Raw genomic sequence first — 17,920 nt, 5'->3', positions numbered from 1 at the left:
TCTGTTTTTAATTCACAAAAGAGTGACGTGGACGAACTTTGCGTTTTAGCGGCTTTGTGTGCATGGTTTAATTAAAATCCACAGAATACTCATCAATAACTTCCAGTTCTGTTCTAAAGGCTAACATTTTATCTGCAAATTTTTCTAATCCTGCTTTTCTGAGCCCTTCTGCATCATTGGCATAATAATCTTCTAAAGCCTCTCTACTGTGCGCTCTGTATTGAATGGAATACGTATCCGCATCGTCATCTTCTACCAAAACCTTGGTGAGCTTAGCTTCTTTGAATTTACCAGTTGCCAATACTTGTGGAATGTGTTCTTTTATCCACTCTAGCCATTCTGCTTTAATACTTTTATCTATGTTTACGGTGACGTTGTAAATTATCATAATTTTCAATTTCTAATTTTCAAATTCCAAATAGCGCAATTGGAATTTAGTTTATTGTATCACCTCTAAGCATCCTAAACTTCTTTCGCGCTTCAATAAAATAAATACTGTCCTCAAACTCAAAGATGATTTTTTCGTAAAGTTGTTTGGCCTCTTCGGGTTTTGCCAAATGGGTGTTGTAAAGTTCTGCCAAATAGTAATGTGCGTCGTCCGCTAATATGTCTTCTTTCCAGTCTTTAATAATAATAAGATAATTCGCTTCGGCTTTGTTGTATTGCTTTTTCTTTTCAAAGAGTTTAGCTTGTTTAAACAAGGTTTGGTCAATGATACTTTCGCCATCGTGTTCTTCTAGGATTTTATCCAATAGCGAAATAGCTTCATCTGTTTTATTCTGAAAGGCATACAAATCTGCTTTGGCATAATGTTTTAGTGCGGTTTGTAAGCTGTCTTCAAACTTATTATCAGAAATCAGAAGTTTTAAATCCAGCGCATCATTGGCAATCAATTGTGAGGTCGAGGATTTCAAAATCTTAAGTTGGGATTCTGCCCAATCAAAATCCCCTTTGTAATAACTTGTTTTGGCAACTTTGAATCGTGCTTCTTGAGAAATGGTACTGTTCTTTAAACTCAGTTGAATTTGAGAATAGAAAATTAAGGCTTCATTAAAGCGTTCTTGTAGCACCAAAATATCAGCCAACAGTAATTTTACTTTCGCTTCCTGGAATTCGGAAATATTCAACTTTAAACTTTGGCGCAAAAAGGCTGTTGCACTTTCTGTATCTTTTTGATGAAACGCTAAAAATTCACCATAAGCGAGTTGCAAGGGTAAGGTCAGTTCTGATTTTCCGTAGTCTTCAAATAAGGTTTTGAAAGCGTCATCAATTCGATTGAGTTCTTTTTCCGAAGTCGCATTTTTGGTATCAATTTCTAAAATATATTGGTGTGCCGTCAACGCTGTACTGGCATCTTGCGTGGTTTCTAAAATGAAATTGAAAATATCTTTAGAGGTTTCGTCGTCATTGTCATTTAGTGCTGTAACAGCAAGTTCTATGATACGATCTAAACTTTCAGGATTACGTTTGTAAAGCGCCTTTTCTTGAATAAAGGATTTGTTATAGGCTTTTTCCTGGACATAGAGCCAACTTAATAAATCGTACCAATATGGGCTCGGCTCTTGCTGAATTTTCTTTAGCAACAAGCGTCTTAAGTAGATGTTATTTTCGTTATCCTTATTTTCGGATATGAAATCGCTAACGGCTCGCTTAATGTTGTTGAGGTAGTTGGGTCTATAGGCAACATAATCGATGTAGTTTTCAAACATTTTTTCAATCTTACCTTGGTCACCATAAATGCGTGCTAATTGAATGCTGTAGTTTTTATCCGGAGTTAATAATTTGCTTCGGTCATACACTTGTATGGCTTCATCTAAAAGCGAATGATCTTCGAATTTTTTTGCAATGCTATAGATGTAATTCGGGTTTTCATCAACAAAAGCAATGGCTTCATTATATAATTTTTTTGCTCTGGCTAAACTATCCTGAAGTTGATAATTATAACCTAATTCTACAATTAGAGTTGGATTTCGTCGTTTGGCTAAACGTTGTACAAGTATATTTTCGGCTTCCTCAAATTGCTCTAACTGCTGATGCGTTTCAACAAGTTTATAGACATATTTGTAACTATACGGCTTTTCTTTATTAAGATTTTGGTAGATGACAAGTGCTTTTTTAAACTCACCTTTTTTATAATAGCTGTCAGCAAGCACCTCGCTATTTTGACCAAAACCAAAATTGAGTGCGAAAAGGAATACTATGAATAAAAAAATCTTTTGCATTGAAGCGTTTTTGTAAATATAACTAATGCGGATTTTAGATATTGTGAAATCTTAGTTAAATCAGTTTATAAAAAAATGCCTAAACGTACGTTTAGGCATTTTGACCAGCAAAATAAATGTGCTATTAACCATTATTCGTTATAAATATGATTCAATTACTTTGTCTAGGTGTTTTTACTATTTTTAATATTGTTACTAATTATAGTTAAAACAAAACTTTGCTTACCATAACAACTAATGCAACGAGTAATACAATGCGTTTAATGTTTTTCATAATTAGGTTATGTGTCGATTTGGAATGCTAACATAGCCGAAAATAATTAAAATAAACGAAGAAATACACTAAAATTCGATAAAAAGCACTTTTTTTTAACAATTCAGTCAGAATCACTTAAGTTTCAGTAATTAGGAAATCATGTCAAAACCAGTATATGGCACTAATACTTCGGGGATTTTAATACCGTCTTTGGTTTGGTAATTTTCTAAAATTCCTGCTAATACTCTTGGTAATGCTAATGAACTTCCATTAAGTGTATGGCAAAGTTCATTTTTACCTTCGTTGTTTTTGAAACGTAATTTTAAGCGATTGGCTTGGAAAGTTTCAAAATTTGAAACCGAAGAAATCTCTAACCATCTGTCTTGTGCTGTTGAAAACACTTCAAAGTCATAGGTTAATGCAGACGTGAATCCTAAATCGCCACCACATAATCTTAAGATTCGGTATGGTAGCTTTAATTCTCTTAAAATACCCTTTACATGTTCTACCATGCCATCCAAAGCGCTATAGGAATTATCTGGATGCTCAACTCTCAATATTTCTACCTTATCGAATTGGTGTAAACGATTCAATCCTCTAACATGCGCTCCGTAACTACCAGCTTCTCGTCTAAAACAAGGTGTGTAACCTGTAATACTTTTTGGCAAATCACTTTCGTTTAAGATGGTATCCCTAAAAATATTAGTTGCAGGAACTTCGGCCGTTGGGATTAAATACAGATTATCTGCCGTGACATGATACATTTGTCCTTCTTTGTCTGGCAACTGACCAGTACCAAAGCCAGATGCTTCATTTACTAAATGAGGTACTTGAATTTCTGTATAACCAGCTTCAGTATTTTTATCTAAGAAATAAGTAATAAGGGCACGTTGTAACTTTGCTCCTTTGCCTTTATAAACTGGGAAGCCAGCACCTGTGATTTTGTTACCTAATTCAAAATCTATGATGTCGTATTTTTTGGCGAGTTCCCAATGCGGTAAAGCACCTTCATATAACTTTGGCACATCTCCTTCTCTAAACGTTTCCTCATTATCTTCGTCTGTGTTACCAGCTGGCACCATGTCATTGGGCACATTAGGTATAAGATACAACAGCTGAGAAAGCGCATCTGCTTTATCATTGAGTTCTTGCTCTAAGGTTTTTGTTGTTTCCTTGAGTTGGGTTGTCTTCTCTTTTAAGAGATTTGCTTTTTGTGCTTCACCAGACTTAAACAAATTGCCTATTTCCTTTGATAACGTGTTAGATTCTGCTTTTACATTATCTAATTTAGTTTGAAGTGCTCTGCGTTCTTCATCTAAAGTAATAGCGTCATTGACCATTTGAGTAGCATCAATATTTCGTTTGGCTAAACGTTTTATGATATCTTCTTTATGTTCTCTAATAAAGGCAACTTGTAACATAGTTCTAAATTTGAAATTACGCCAATTAGCGCAAGAAAAACAAGCCACAAAAGTAATAAGATTTTAAGCGGATAAAAACTATTTTGAAGGCAATATCCAGTCGTGATGTTTAAAATGATGCCATTCTTCGCTGGCGAGGTCAACTTTTGGATCTATAAGTTGTTTTGCAGGTTTACCATTTACGCTAACGTAAGACCTTACATATACCTTAACCGATTTCCCTTTTTTGGCAAAATCTTCTTTTAATCGTTGAGCAAATTGCCAAATAATGTCAGGTTTTGCACTTGCACCACGTTGTTGTTTTTTGGTAAGATAATCATCTAATTTTATAGGGATTAGTTGATTAGTTGCTTCATCAATAACCCTATACTTTGTGGAGCCACTCTTTGCCCTTAGCATCATTCTCCAAGACAGACGATGCCCTTCTTCTGTCCATAACACATCATCCTTAAAAAAGTGATGGCGAAGTGGAAGCGCAATATGAATTAAAAAGTAAATTGAAAAAAACCAAACCAAAACATTGCCGTACTTTGGCACAATCACTTCGTCGGAATTATAATAAGGTTTCTTTTTCAAGAATATATCCCTAATAGTTTTAGGTTCAAAAAAGAACAGACTAAAGGCTAAAGATAAATACGGGAAAATACCAATTTGAAACACTATGGAGTTAAACAGATGAAAGAATATAGAAGCAAAAAAAGCATACTTTCTTGTAGGTTTAAAGAGCAATAACGGAATAATTAATCCATCAAACAAAATGCCACCGTAAGCGATGCCGTAATGAACCCAGCTTTGCTGTAATAAATCACCAATTAAAGGGTAATCGGCCTTGCTTTTCATCAGTAGTGCAGGTACAGAAGCATCTAACCAATCTGGATATAATTTTGCAATAGAAGCATACGTATAAAGGATAAATAGCTGAATGATAAAAACCCACTTACACCAACTGGGCATGGATAATCGTTTTAACGATGGATTCAATTTTACGTCCAGAGAGGCATAGCGATTGGCAGGCAAAAACACCATTAAATAACTGAGGATAAATAACAAGTAGTAATGGTTGTTGTATGATGATTTCTGCATCAGGTAGGTGGCCGTCCACATAGTAGCGAACATAAACATGCTAAAGCGATATTTGTAGCCAACCATTATGAGCAAACCGAATATGCCCATAACTATATAATAAACATACATCCAATCACCTGGTAAAGGTTGCAGCCATTCAAAGCCGATGAACGAAAAGGTAAATTCTGGTTCAACAAGCGTACGTCGAATCCAACCTGTGAACACAGCACCAATGGCTTCTAAGGCGCAAAGAAACCCAAAGACAATTCTAAATACTATAAGACCAGAATTGTCAATATGTTTAAATAGAAAGTTATTCATTTTGCTTTTCTATATAATCCTTGGTGTTGTGCATATCCTCATGCAACTGTGTTTTAAGAGCTTCTAGGTTATCGAATTTTTGTTCACTTCTTAAACGTTTGAGGAATTCAATTCTTAATTCCTGATTGTAAATATCTTTTTTGAAGTTGAAAAAATGAACCTCAATAGAACGCGCTTTACCACCTACAGTAGGATTGGTGCCAATGTTCATCATGCCATACACAGTAGAGTCTCCAATCATTGATTTAACCACATATACACCATCACATGGAATTAATTTGTAAGACTCCTTAATGAATATGTTAGCTGTTGGAAAATCTAATGTACGCCCTAAACCTTTACCTTTGATTACATTCCCAGTAATAAAATAATTATAGCCCAAAAACGAATTTGCAATAGCTACTTGTCCAGTTTCCAGTGCATTTCTAATTTTAGTTGAGCTCACAGTGACATCTTCAATATCTTGAGCTGAGATTTCTTCAACTTTAAAGTTGTACTTTTTTGCATAGGTTTTTAAGTCGTCAATATTGGCACTTCTGTTTTTTCCAAAATGATGGTCATAGCCGATTACAATTTGTTTAATATTTAGTTCATCGACCAAAATATTCTTCACGTAATCTTTAGCTGAGAGATCTGCAAATTCTTCAGTAAATTTTTTAACTACTACCTCTTCAATGTCAAATGACTTTAATAATTCTATACGTTCATCAATTGTGTTGAGCAATTTAATCTTGTCATTTTTTTTCAGAACCATTCGTGGATGTGGGAAAAGTGTTAAAACCACTGGTGTGTAGTCATTTGCTGTAGCTAGATTTACAACACGTTTTAGTATTTTTTGATGTCCAATATGGACACCATCAAAGGTTCCGACAGTAACAATTTTTGCTGAATTCGCAATCAAGAGCTTAATCTTATGAAGTTCTAATATTTTTTTTAATAATCTAATTTGTCTTTGTTAAAAAAACCATAAATTCGAGGAATTTTAATTTTCTACACAAAAACTTATGAAAACAAAGCTACATTTTGTTTTGTCATTATCCATGTTTTTATCGGTATTTTCTGCTTTAGCTCAACAGGGTTATTGGCAGCAAACGAATGGAATAGATTTAAACAGTAATGATGAAAAAACGACACTAAATCAAAAATTTTATCAGACATATCAATTAGATTTGGATGCTTTTAAAGCTCAACTTGTAAATGCTCCATTGCGTTCTGATGTGACGACGTCGTCAAACGCAAGGGTTTACCTTCCCAATGTTAAGGGTGAACTTGAGCAATTTATGGTTGTTGAAGCACCTGTATTATCAGAAGAACTCTCTGAGTTGTATCCTGAGATAAAAACTTACATAGGATACAGTATGGAAAACCCAGGAACCAGAGCACGTTTTAGTGTTACACCTCAAGGAGTGCAAACTCTAATATCCTATCCTAACGAACCAATGAACTTTACGGTGCCGTTAAGTAAAACTGATAATGGTTCATACATCGTTTACAGTAGAGAAGTAAGAACGGAGGGCTTAAAAGATTATGAGTGCCTCACTGAAAATGAGTTTTTGCCTATTGATACAAGGGGACTAGCAAGTAGAGATGCGGATGACCAAACCTTGAGAACGTTTAGAATTGCGATTTCAACTAATGGTGAATATACCAACTTTTGGGATGATGGAGATAATTCTAATGGAGATGCACAAGCAGATGCGCTTGCCCAAGTCGTTTCTACGTTAAATAGAAGTAATGAAGTATTTGAAGTAGATATGGCAGTAACATTTACCTTAGTAACAGGTACTGAAATTATATATCCAGATGCTTCTTCAGATCCATATAGCGGAAATTTTAATAGTGAATTACAGTCAACCTTAACAGCAAATGTAGGTGAAGCCAATTATGACATAGGACACCTATTCGCTTTTGGAGGTAATAACGGTAACGCGGGTTGTATTGGATGTGTCTGTGTAGATGGACAAAAAGGAAGTGGATTTTCATCTCATTCATTTCAAGATAATGATGGAGGGCCTTATATGTCAGACTTCTTTGATATTGATTATGTACCACATGAAATTGGTCACCAGATGGGTGGAAATCATACTTTTTCTCAAGGTAATGAAGGACAAGGTGTAAATGCGGAGCCTGGTAGTGGTACAACCATTATGGGTTATGCTGGTATTACTGGTGCTAATGATGTACAAGATCATTCAGATCCTTATTTTCATTATTATACAATTCTTCAGATTTTAACCAATTTAGAAACTCGAACTTGTTGGGTTGGTACTGCTATTAGTAATAATCCACCAGTGGCAGATGCTGGCTCGGATTATACAATTCCAACAGGAACAGCATTTGTTTTAAGAGGTGCAGCTACTGATGCTGATGGAGGCGACATCTTAACTTATACTTGGGAACAAATTGATGATGGTACAACCACATCAGGAAATTTTGGGCCTGATAAAACTACAGGTGCTGTTTGGCGATCTAGACCACCAAATACATCACCAGATCGTTATATGCCAATTATAGAGCGTGTAGTTGCTGGTCAATTGACAGAAACGAACCCAGTGGAAACTGTGGATAATACGTCTTGGGAAACAGTCACTAATGTTGGAAGAGCATTAAATTTTGCATTAACGGTAAGAGACCGAAGTGAAGCAAATGGTGTTGGACAAACGCCACAGAGCGACTATGATACTATGACAGTGAATGTAGAAGGTACCGCTGGGCCATTTGTAGTTACTTCTCAAACCACCAACGAAACTTGGGATGCTGGTTCAAACCAGACAGTAACTTGGGATGTAGCTGGTACAGATGGAGGTGCTGTAAACACTCCAACTGTAAATATTCTATTATCAACCGATGGAGGCTTTACCTATCCATTTGTAATGGCAACAGACGTACCAAATGATGGTTCGCATGATGTAACTGTACCTATTACAGGAAGTGACTCTTCAACAGCAAGAGTTAAAGTAGAAGGGAATAACAACATTTTTTACGCTATTAATTCAACAAACTTTACGCTACAAGAATCAGAATTTGTATTAAATGTAGCAGATAGTTCAATTGATGTTTGTACGCCAGATGACGTGGTATATAACTTTACTTATAACACCTTCCTTGGTTTCACAGATGAAACCACTTTTAGTGCTACTGGATTGCCAGCTGGTGCTACTGCTGTGTTTTCACCGACATCAGCAACAGCTGATGGAACTGCAGTAACTGTAACAGTATCAGGAACTGGCAGTTTAGCTATTGGCAACTATCCTTTTACCTTAGTTGGAATCTCAGGAGGAATAACTAAAACAGCTGATGTAGAGTTTAATGTTTATGACTCTAATTTGGCGACACTTAATATATTGACACCTGCTGATGGTGCTACAGATGTTGATGCATCTAACGGAGTAGTATTTACATGGGATGCTGATCTAAATGCAACTGCTTACGAAATAGATGTTGCTACAGATGCTGCTTTTACAAACATAGTAGCAGGTACAGTGGTAAATGACCCAACATTTACAGCAACAAACTTAAATATTGTAACAGAATATTTTTGGAGAGTTAGAGGAGTTAATGATTGTGGTACAGGAGCTTATTCAGAAGCTAGTTTTACTACAGCAAATATTATTTGTGGATCTTTTGATTCTACAGACACACCTATTAATATCCCAGACTCCAACACATTTGGGGTTAATTCAGTAATCAACGTTTCGACCACATCTATAATCTCAGATGTAAATGTAACTGTAAATGTATCTCACGAATGGACAGAGGATATTACGCTGAAGTTAATTGCACCAGATGGAACGGAAGTTTTACTCACGGCAGGCAATGGTGCAGATGGTGATAACTATACAAATACAGTTTTTGATGATGAGGCATCTACTCCTATAGGAGCTGGTACTGCTCCATTTACTGGGAGTTTTCAACCCGATGGAGATTTATCTGTTCTTAACGGAGGATTCTCTGGTGGTGATTGGACCTTAAATGCTTCAGATACTATAGCTTTTATTGCAGGAACATTAGATAGTTGGTCTTTGGAAATCTGTGGAATTCCTCAAGCAGATAATGATGATGATGGCATTCCGAACGATGCAGATAACTGTCCAGATGTTGCAAATTTTGATCAGGAGGATTTAGACAACGATGGAATAGGCGATGTTTGTGATGATGATATTGACGGTGACGGAGTATTAAATGTTGATGATAACTGTCCTTTGATTGCTAACGCTGATCAAGCAGATGAAAATGGAAATGGTATAGGAGATTTATGTGATACATTATGTGGAACTTTTGATTCTGCTGATACACCTGTTAACATACCAGATAATTTTGAAGGTGGAGCGGATTCTAACATTGATTTTTCTGGCGCCTATGAAATTACAGATGTCAATGTTACAGTAAACATAACACACACATTCGATGGCGATTTAACATTAGTGTTAACGAGTCCATCAGGCACTTCAGTGATTTTATCAGACCAAAACGGTGGAGGTGGAGACAACTATACTGCTACGGTATTTGATGATGATGGAGATACGGCTATTCAAGCTGGCGCACCACCATTTACTGGGTCTTTTATACCTGAAGAAGCTTTATCTACCTTTAATGGTGAACCTTCGGGTGGTGTATGGACACTTAATGTTGCTGATGGATTTGGAGCTGATACAGGTACAATTGATAGTTGGACACTAGAAGTTTGTGGATTTGAGCAAGATGATAATGACAGTGATGGTATTCCTAATGCTGAGGATAACTGCCCTGATACTGCCAATACAGATCAAGCAGATTTAGATAATGATGGAATTGGTGATGTCTGTGATGATGATATAGATGGTGATGGAGTATTAAATGTTGATGATAATTGTCCAGAAAATGCTAACCCAGAGCAAACAGATTTTGATGGCGATGGTATTGGTGATGAGTGTGACGAAGAGTGTACCAATGGAACTTCACTAGATACACCAATTGATATTGCTTCTTCAGGAGATGATGCAGATTACTTTGCTACTATTGATATCGTGGAAAGTTTAATAATCACAGACGTTAACGTAACAATCAATATTGAGCACGATTGGGATGCGGATTTAGATATTTCTATAACAAGTCCTGATGGTGTAACGGTTGATTTATCCTCTGGAAACGGTGGAGGTGGCGATGATTATATCGATACGGTATTTGATGATGATGCAACTTCACCTATCACAGCTGGATCACCACCATTTACTGGTTCTTTCCAACCAGAAGGTGATTTAAATTCATTTAATGGTGACTTTTCAAACGGAGTTTGGACGATTACAGTTTCTGATACATTTGGAGCGCTTGATGGAGGTGTGATCAATTCATTGTCAATTGAGGTTTGTGGAACAAGAGACCCAAATGATTTTGATGGTGACACTATTTTAAATGATGATGATAACTGTCCGTTAGTTGCGAATACTGATCAGTCTGATATAGATGGTGATGGAATTGGTGATTTGTGTGATGATGACATGGATGGCGACGGTATTTTAAACGTTGATGATAATTGTGCAATGATACCTAACCCAGACCAAGCAGATAACGATCTTGATGGTATAGGAGATATTTGTGACGATGATGACGATAATGATAATGTGTTAGACGAAGAAGATAATTGTCCTTTGGAGGCTAACCCTAGTCAATCAGACCTTGATGGAAATGGAGTTGGTGATGTTTGTGATAATATGTTGCCTAACGATGTGTTAACACCTAATGGTGATGGTATTAATGATACCTGGATTGTCATTAATGCTGAAAGATTCCCAAGCGCATCTGTTAAAGTTTATAATAGATGGGGTAATAAAGTATATAGCACTAAAGGATATAGTAACGATTGGAATGGATCTTATAATGGTGAAACTTTACCAACAGGTTCTTATTACTATTCTATAGACCAAAACGGTGATGGTACAGTGGTACTTACAGGATGGATATATTTAACTCTTTAATAGCATATAACTTAAATAAAATGAACACAATGAATTTTTATAAAAACACTTTAATAATAGTTGCAATTCTTTTGTTTGGGTCTGTATATGCTCAACAAGAACCTAACTATACCTTGTATAGATATACAATGAATGTTATAAATCCTGCTTATGCAGGTGCCGATGGTAAAACGAGCCTTACATCAAATATTAGAAGTCAATGGGTTAATGTGGAAGGTGCGCCAGAAACTCAGAGTTTCTTTTATTCTCAGCCTATTGGTGATAAAATAGGAGTAGGTGTGTCATTGGTAGCAGATCAAGTATTTATTGAAAGTCAAACGAGTTTTAATATTGATTTTTCTTATCGACTGCAAATCTCAGAAGCTACAGACCTGTTTTTGGGTTTAAAGGCTGGTGGAAGTACATATGATATAAATAGAGATAATCTATCGAATTTTGGTTTTCAATCCGATCCGGCATTAAGTAATATAGATACTGGTTTTAGACCAAATTTTGGAGCTGGTGCATACTTAATGAACGATGATTATTTTGTTTCTCTTTCTGTACCTAGTATTCTATCTAGCGAAAGAATTGATGAATCAGAAGGAAGAGTAACTCAAGCTACAGAAGAGGCTCATGTGTATTTGTCTGGTGGTTATAATTTTTCCATAAGTGAAAACACAGAGTTTAGACCTTCTACTATTATTAGATATGTAAGTGGTACGCCATTGTCTGCGGATATTACTGCAGCTTTTAGATTTTACAAGAGGTTTGAAGTTGGAGCTGCTTATAGAACAGATGAAGCTTTCGCTGGATTAATGATGGTTAACTTAGCCGACTGGATGGATATTGGCTATGCTTATGAAAGTTCTACTAGAGATGATATTTCTAATATGAGTAATGGGACACATGAAGTTTTAGTGAGATTTAATTTTAAGAATAAATCTGATTAAGACAGTTCTTATAAAATAAAAAAGACCGCAATTTGCGGTCTTTTTTATTTTCCATTAAATTGGTTCATGGTAATGTTTACGCCTGCCAGAGCAAAGGATTTTATGAGTTCAACAGATGTTTTTAAACGTTCATTGAGCTTCGCGTTTTCTTCATCACCCCATTCACCTAAAACATAATCTACCTGTCTTCCTTTAATAAAAGCATCACTTATACCAAACCTAAAACGATTGTATTTAGTGGTCTGTAATTTATCTTGTATATCCTTGAGACCATTGTGCCCACCATCACTACCTTTTGTTTTTAACCGTAAAGTACCAAAAGGTAAATTGAGATCATCGGTAATAACGAGTAGATTTTCTAATGGAATTTTTTCTTTCTCTAACCAATATTTTACGGATTTTCCACTTAGATTCATATAGGTACTTGGTTTTAGAAGAATTAGAGTTCTCCCTTTTACTTTTAGGGTAGAAACATCACCCAGCTTTAATGTTTCAAAAGAAATATCTTCTTTATCTGCCAGGTAATCTAAAATCTTAAAACCGATGTTATGTCTGGTATTGCTATATTTTTCGCCAATATTACCTAAACCAACAATTAAGAATTTTTTCATGCTGTCTTCTTCATTTTGCTCAATAGTATTGCTAAAACCAAGCCATTTTTTTAAAAACCTAAACATCTTGTTCTATTTGTGTAAAAATAAAAAAAGCATCCTTGTTAAAGAATGCTTTTCAATATCTAATATCAGGAAAATTTATTCCTTTACAGCAGCAACGTCATCCGTTTCTGTTGCTGGCACCTCTCCTGCTTCTGTTCCTTCTTCTCCTTCAACTCCTTCTTCATCTTCGTCCTCATCAACTGCATCAACAATGGCCAACCTACTACGTCTTACTTGACATACAACTGTATTTTCTGGGTGAATTAAATCGTAATCATCGTTCTTTAAGTCGCCAATGTAAACCTTATCTCCGATTTTTAAAGGTGTAATATCTATCTCTATAAAATCTGGTAATTTAGAAGGAATAGCTTTTACTCTTAATCTTCTGTAAGGCATTCTTAAGTTTCCACCATTCAGCACTCCTTTTGATACACCTTCTGTTTTGACAGGAATTTCCATGGTGATGGTCTTGTTTTCATAGATTTCATAAAAATCTATATGAAGGATTCTGTCCGTTACAGGATGAAACTGAATGTCTTGCATTACAGCATTAAAACTGTCTCCGTTATCTAGTTTTATCACAACCGTATGCGCATTTGGTGTGTATACGAGTTTTGAAAACGCTAGTTCTGGCGCTGCAAAATGCACTGGCTTAGCTTCTCCTCCGTATAATACGCAAGGAACCTGACCAGCATTACGTAAGGCTTTTGTTGACGTTTTGCCCACGCTTTCTCTTTGAGATCCATTGATTGTAATTGATTTCATTTTAGAAATTTTAATTTATATTATTAATTACCTCATTTTGAGGGTTTGTCCTCTCTAAGCAGATCCTGCGTTAGAGGGCTGCAAATTTAAAAATATAATACGGAAATACTAGCGTTTAAGCACTATTTTTTAGTACTTGAAAAAAAATGATAAGAAAAAAGACATTTTAACTAGAAAAAAGATGTTATCAAGGGCTAAAAAAACCAATTACATCACAAACTTATTACTAATGGATTTGTTATGATGCACATTATACATAACCTCTGCAAACAATTCAGCACAATTTAAAACTCTTAATTTTTTACTTTCTTGTTTTAGAGGAATAGAATTAGTAACGATTAACTCTTCAAGTTTGGAGTTTTCTAATCTTTCGTAAGCACTACCAGATAAAATAGGATGTGTACATATTGCCCTTACACTTTTAGCTCCGCGTTCCATCATTAAATCAGCAGCTTTCGTCAGCGTACCTGCAGTATCTACCATGTCATCTACCAAAACCACATTTTTACCTGTAACATCTCCAATGAGTTCCATGTGTGAGATAACGTTAGCTTTTGCACGTTGCTTATAACAAATAACAACATCACTTTTTAATGCTTTAGAATAAGCGTAGGCACGTTTAGAACCTCCCATGTCTGGTGATGCAACTGTTAGGTTATCTAAGTTAAGACTTTTTAAATATGGTAAAAATATAGTGGAAGCGTATAAATGATCTACAGGCTTTTCGAAAAAGCCTTGTATCTGATCCGCATGTAAATCCATTGTAATGATACGAGTTGCACCAGCAGCTTCAAGCATTTTTGCTACTAATTTAGCAGCGATTGGTACTCTTGGTTTATCTTTTCTGTCTTGTCTCGCCCATCCAAAATAAGGCATCACAGCTGTAATATGTCTTGCAGATGCACGTTTGGCAGCATCTATCATTAAAAGCATTTCCATAAGGTTTTGTGGACCTGGATGTGTAGAACCGATGATGAAAATTCGAGTTCCTCTGATAGATTCTTCATAAGATGGTTGAAACTCACCATCACTATATGTAGATGTTATAACCTTACCTAATTTAACTCCATAGGCGTCAGCAATTTGTTCTGCTAAATCTTTACTTTGGGTACATGGAAAAACCTTGGCTTCTATGGTATTATTCGGCATTGCGATGAGTAATTAAAAAGAGTTGTTAGTTGTGTTTTTAGCTAGGGTCAAATTTAGGAAAATTATTTGCTAGGGAATATATAAAACCTAGTATTTTTAGTTGGTTAGCGAAAAATATTTTCTATTTTTGCTGTCCAAAATTTGCTCAAGTGCCTATCTTCGATAGGTAAAGCGGATTAACCTACCGAAGGTAGGATTGGTAGACCTGTCTGCCGACAGGCAGGTGCACTTGGAAGATTAGTTCTTTAGGATTATGTTTTATATTTATGCATTGTCAAGTATTAATAGAAATTACATCTATGTAGGGATGACAGAGGACTTAGATGCCAGAGTTGACAGACATAATCAAGGAAGAGTAAAAACGACAAGAGCGTATAGACCTTTTGAGCTCATCTATTCTGAAGAGTTGGATGTTGAAAGGACTGAAGCTAGAAAAAGAGAAAAATATTGGAAATCTGGTGTTGGTAAAGAAAAGCTGAGACAGATTAGAGATAAAAATTTACCAAAATAAATTGCTCAAGTGGCGGAATTGGTAGACGCGCTGGATTCAAAATCCAGTTTCTTCGGAAGTGTGGGTTCGATTCCCACCTTGAGTACTAATAGCTTCAACGTATGTTGAGGCTTTTTTATTTGCTTTAATTGGGGAAATCTCTCTTATGCGGATATAGTGTTGTCTTACAGGTCTTTTGGTATGTTTTTTGTGACTTTTTTGGTTAGAGACTAACTACAATCAACTACATTATGTCAAGAAAAACAATCCTTGTTTATACCTTTTTGCTAATTGGTACAGGAATCACCAACGCCCAAACAGATATAGAGTGCCAAACTAAGCTTTCAAACTTTCATGAATCGGTTAAAGCTAAAAAATACGACGCTGCCTATGAGTCATGGTTGTACGTAAAAACCAATTGTCCAGATTTAAGCTTAGCAATTTATGCGGATGGCGAAAAAATTCTAAAACACAAAATTGATGGAGCCGTAGGTGACGAAAAGAAGAGTTTTATTGAAACCCTTTTGGTTTTATGGAAAGATAGAAGCCAATATTTTGCCAGTAATACGCCAAAGGGTGAATATGACGCTAAAGCATGCCAGTTACAATATGATTATAAAGCCGAACTAGGAAAAAACAAGGAAAATTTATACGAATGTTTCAATAAAGCATTTAATGCAGACAAAGCATCGTTTACACACCCTAAAAGCTTATATACTTATTTTTATTTAATGGTAGAATTGTTTGATGAGGGCAAAAAATCTGCAACTGAATTGTTTAATACTTATGACGATGTTAGCGAAAAGATTGATGTTGAAGTTCAGAACTATTCTGAAAAACTTAATGTACTCATTTTAAAACTTGAAAGCGGAAAAACCCTTACAAGAAAAGAAAAAAACAAGAAAAGAGCCTATGAGAGCTATCTTAAAAATTATGCGCTCATTCAGAATAATATAGATGCCATAGCGGACAAAAAAGCTAATTGCGATAATTTAATTCCGTTGTATTCTAGAGACTTCAAAATTCATCAAAATGATAGCGTATGGCTAAAACGTGCTGTCAACAGAATGTACCATAAACAATGCACGGACGATGCGCTTTATGAGAAGCTTGTAAAACAATACGACAAGGTAGCACCATCTGCTGATACCAAAATTTTTGTGGCAACGGTTTTATATAAAAATGGAAAGGATGAAGAGGCCTATAAATACCTTGAGGATGGCTATAAATTAGAAGCCAGACCTTATAAGAAATCTAATTTAGCCATTAGAATTGGTGTTATCCTTAAAAATAAAAGACAAAACGCTAAGGCAAGAGTGTTTTTATGGGAAGCTGTAAAATTAAACCCATCAAACGGAAAGCCACATTTAATAATTGCTGAAATGTATAAAAGTAGTGCAAAGAACTGCGGCAAGGACAATTTTCACCAACGCGCAGTCTATTGGTTAGCGGTTAAAGAAGCAAAAAAAGCGTCTAGAGTTGACCCAACATTGCAAAAACTGGTCAATCAATCTGTTGCCAACTATATGGCAAAAGCACCAACAAAAGAAGAAGTATTCTTAAAAACTATGCAGGGAAAAACAATAGAAATAAAATGTTGGATTAATAGATCTGTTGTCGTTCCCAAACTCGATTAAAACAACGCGCTAGCAATAGTCCTAATATTATCACTTTTACCCATGGAATAGTAATGTAATACAGGAATACCAGCTTTTTGTAACTCCTTGGATTGTTCAATACACCACTCAATACCAACTTGTCTCACTTCCTTATTGTCTTTACATTTTACAACAGCTATAATAAGATCCTCTGGTAAATCAACATGAAAGCGATGTGGAATTAAATTCAGTTGTTTTTTTGTGGATATGGGTTTTAATCCTGGGATAATAGGTACGGTAATACCTTCCTTTCTACATTTTTTCACAAAATCAAAATACTTTTGGTTGTCAAAAAACATTTGGGTGACGATGTATGTAGCACCATTTTTTATTTTCTTTTTCAAAAAATGGATGTCGCTATCTAGGCTAGGAGCTTCCATATGTTTTTCTGGGTATGCCGCAACACCAATGCAAAAGTCGGTTTTAGAACTATTCAATAATTCTTCGTCTAGGTAAACACCTTTGTTTAAATCTTCAATTTGCGCAACCAGTTCATTGGCATAATTGTGACCCTCTTTTTCAGGTTTAAAATAAGTTTCACTTTTTACCGCATCACCACGTAATGCCATCACATTTTCAATGTCCAAAAAATCTAAGTCAATCAAGAGATTTTCGGTGTCCTCTTTAGTGAAGCCTCCGCACAAAATATGTGGAATGGCATCCACACCATATTTATTCTGTATAGCTGCACAAATACCCACTGTGCCTGGTCGTTTTTTAACTACTTGTTTTTTCAATAACCCATTTTCAACTTCTTTAAAAACGTATTCTTCGCGATGATAAGTGACATCAATAAATGGAGGTTTAAATTCCATTAAAGGATCAATATTATCAAAAATAGACTGTATATGTTGCCCTTTTAAAGGTGGCAATATCTCAAAGGAAAATTGTGTTTTTCCGTTGGCTTTTTTTATGTGTTCTGTTACTTTCATCTTGTGCCTGCGAAAGCAGGTATCTCATTAAATTATTATTTTTGGCGTTACCACAAGGGTCGCGCTTTCCGTTATATCTTTTTCTCGTGCCTCAAAAAA

At 35.5% G+C, this 17,920-nt stretch carries 13 protein-coding genes and 1 tRNA gene; 5 read left to right on the top strand and 9 right to left on the bottom strand.

The annotated features are described in order from the left end of the window. Positions 1 to 67: 67 nt before the first annotated feature. The 5 genes from F1003_RS08450 to F1003_RS08430 form a co-directional block, all read right to left on the bottom strand. Positions 68 to 388: a DUF4286 family protein gene (locus F1003_RS08450; RefSeq protein ID WP_155088884.1), complete on the bottom strand. Its 321-nt coding sequence runs from the start codon at positions 386 to 388 to the stop codon at positions 68 to 70. Between the two features lie 46 nt (positions 389 to 434). Next, complete coding sequence (locus tag F1003_RS08445; protein ID WP_155088883.1) at positions 435 to 2,222, bottom strand: tetratricopeptide repeat protein; 1,788 nt, start codon at positions 2,220 to 2,222, stop codon at positions 435 to 437. A gap of 405 nt (positions 2,223 to 2,627) precedes the next feature. Beyond that, entirely contained in the window at positions 2,628 to 3,899 is a 1,272-nt protein-coding gene (serS, locus tag F1003_RS08440) for a serine--tRNA ligase (RefSeq protein WP_155088880.1), read from the bottom strand. 78 nt (positions 3,900 to 3,977) lie between these two features. Beyond that, the gene (locus F1003_RS08435) at positions 3,978 to 5,285 is read right to left on the bottom strand and encodes an HTTM domain-containing protein (protein WP_155088877.1); all 1,308 of its coding nucleotides are present in this window, start codon (positions 5,283 to 5,285) and stop codon (positions 3,978 to 3,980) included. Next, complete coding sequence (locus F1003_RS08430; RefSeq protein WP_155088875.1) at positions 5,278 to 6,186, bottom strand: bifunctional riboflavin kinase/FAD synthetase; 909 nt, start codon at positions 6,184 to 6,186, stop codon at positions 5,278 to 5,280. Before F1003_RS08430 ends, F1003_RS08435 begins: the two co-directional genes overlap by 8 nt. A gap of 103 nt (positions 6,187 to 6,289) precedes the next feature. Here F1003_RS08430 and F1003_RS17245 point away from each other — a divergent pair, with 103 nt between their 5' ends. Both F1003_RS17245 and F1003_RS08390 read left to right on the top strand, forming a co-directional pair. Continuing rightward, on the top strand, positions 6,290 to 11,239 hold the full coding sequence (locus F1003_RS17245; protein ID WP_306461427.1) for a thrombospondin type 3 repeat-containing protein: 4,950 nt from the start codon (positions 6,290 to 6,292) through the stop codon (positions 11,237 to 11,239). A gap of 29 nt (positions 11,240 to 11,268) precedes the next feature. Then, complete coding sequence (locus F1003_RS08390; RefSeq protein ID WP_162306935.1) at positions 11,269 to 12,171, top strand: PorP/SprF family type IX secretion system membrane protein; 903 nt, start codon at positions 11,269 to 11,271, stop codon at positions 12,169 to 12,171. A gap of 44 nt (positions 12,172 to 12,215) precedes the next feature. Here the strand turns inward: F1003_RS08390 and pth are convergent, their stop codons facing one another. The 3 genes from pth to F1003_RS08375 form a co-directional block, all read right to left on the bottom strand. Beyond that, entirely contained in the window at positions 12,216 to 12,848 is a 633-nt protein-coding gene (gene pth / locus F1003_RS08385) for an aminoacyl-tRNA hydrolase (RefSeq protein WP_155088872.1), read from the bottom strand. 75 nt (positions 12,849 to 12,923) lie between these two features. Further along, positions 12,924 to 13,592 carry a 50S ribosomal protein L25/general stress protein Ctc gene (locus F1003_RS08380; protein ID WP_155088871.1) on the bottom strand — a complete coding sequence of 223 codons (669 nt, stop codon included), beginning with the start codon at positions 13,590 to 13,592 and terminating at the stop codon, positions 12,924 to 12,926. A 207-nt stretch (positions 13,593 to 13,799) separates the two neighbouring features. Further along, entirely contained in the window at positions 13,800 to 14,741 is a 942-nt protein-coding gene (locus F1003_RS08375; RefSeq protein WP_155088869.1) for a ribose-phosphate pyrophosphokinase, read from the bottom strand. Positions 14,742 to 14,994: 253 nt separating this feature from the next. Between F1003_RS08375 and F1003_RS08370 the strand changes: the two genes are divergently transcribed. The 3 genes from F1003_RS08370 to F1003_RS08360 all read left to right on the top strand — a co-directional run bounded on the left by F1003_RS08370 (position 14,995) and on the right by F1003_RS08360 (position 16,868). Next, positions 14,995 to 15,252, top strand: a complete 258-nt coding sequence (locus F1003_RS08370) for a GIY-YIG nuclease family protein (RefSeq protein WP_155088867.1) — start codon at positions 14,995 to 14,997, stop codon at positions 15,250 to 15,252. Between the two features lie 3 nt (positions 15,253 to 15,255). Then, positions 15,256 to 15,337, top strand: a tRNA-Leu gene (locus tag F1003_RS08365). A 145-nt stretch (positions 15,338 to 15,482) separates the two neighbouring features. Beyond that, a complete protein-coding gene (locus F1003_RS08360) occupies positions 15,483 to 16,868 on the top strand; it encodes a tetratricopeptide repeat protein (protein WP_155088865.1) in 1,386 nt (461 codons plus the stop codon). On the opposite strand, the gene metF is transcribed toward F1003_RS08360, so the two are convergent. Beyond that, positions 16,865 to 17,821 carry a methylenetetrahydrofolate reductase [NAD(P)H] gene (metF, locus tag F1003_RS08355; protein WP_155088863.1) on the bottom strand — a complete coding sequence of 319 codons (957 nt, stop codon included), beginning with the start codon at positions 17,819 to 17,821 and terminating at the stop codon, positions 16,865 to 16,867. The two genes, F1003_RS08360 and metF, sit on opposite strands and share 4 nt — an antisense overlap. Positions 17,822 to 17,920: the final 99 nt, after the last annotated feature.

Source organism: Winogradskyella ouciana (assembly GCF_009709615.1).
In the GTDB taxonomy this organism is placed as follows: domain Bacteria; phylum Bacteroidota; class Bacteroidia; order Flavobacteriales; family Flavobacteriaceae; genus Winogradskyella; species Winogradskyella ouciana.
This window is presented reverse-complemented; position numbering and strand designations above follow the sequence as displayed.

Excerpts from the sequence above, each read along its gene's own strand:
- F1003_RS08360 (WP_155088865.1), top strand. The coding sequence starts at position 15,483 with ATGTCAAGAAAAACAATCCTTGTTTATACCTTTTTGCTAATTGGTACA.
- F1003_RS08435 (WP_155088877.1), bottom strand. The coding sequence starts at position 5,285 with ATGAATAACTTTCTATTTAAACATATTGACAATTCTGGTCTTATAGTA.
- F1003_RS08445 (WP_155088883.1), bottom strand. The coding sequence starts at position 2,222 with ATGCAAAAGATTTTTTTATTCATAGTATTCCTTTTCGCACTCAATTTT.
- metF (WP_155088863.1), bottom strand. The coding sequence starts at position 17,821 with ATGAAAGTAACAGAACACATAAAAAAAGCCAACGGAAAAACACAATTT.
- F1003_RS17245 (WP_306461427.1), top strand. The coding sequence starts at position 6,290 with ATGAAAACAAAGCTACATTTTGTTTTGTCATTATCCATGTTTTTATCG.
- F1003_RS08375 (WP_155088869.1), bottom strand. The coding sequence starts at position 14,741 with ATGCCGAATAATACCATAGAAGCCAAGGTTTTTCCATGTACCCAAAGT.
- F1003_RS08370 (WP_155088867.1), top strand. The coding sequence starts at position 14,995 with ATGTTTTATATTTATGCATTGTCAAGTATTAATAGAAATTACATCTAT.
- pth (WP_155088872.1), bottom strand. The coding sequence starts at position 12,848 with ATGTTTAGGTTTTTAAAAAAATGGCTTGGTTTTAGCAATACTATTGAG.
- F1003_RS08450 (WP_155088884.1), bottom strand. The coding sequence starts at position 388 with ATGATAATTTACAACGTCACCGTAAACATAGATAAAAGTATTAAAGCA.
- F1003_RS08390 (WP_162306935.1), top strand. The coding sequence starts at position 11,269 with ATGAATTTTTATAAAAACACTTTAATAATAGTTGCAATTCTTTTGTTT.
- F1003_RS08380 (WP_155088871.1), bottom strand. The coding sequence starts at position 13,592 with ATGAAATCAATTACAATCAATGGATCTCAAAGAGAAAGCGTGGGCAAA.
- serS (WP_155088880.1), bottom strand. The coding sequence starts at position 3,899 with ATGTTACAAGTTGCCTTTATTAGAGAACATAAAGAAGATATCATAAAA.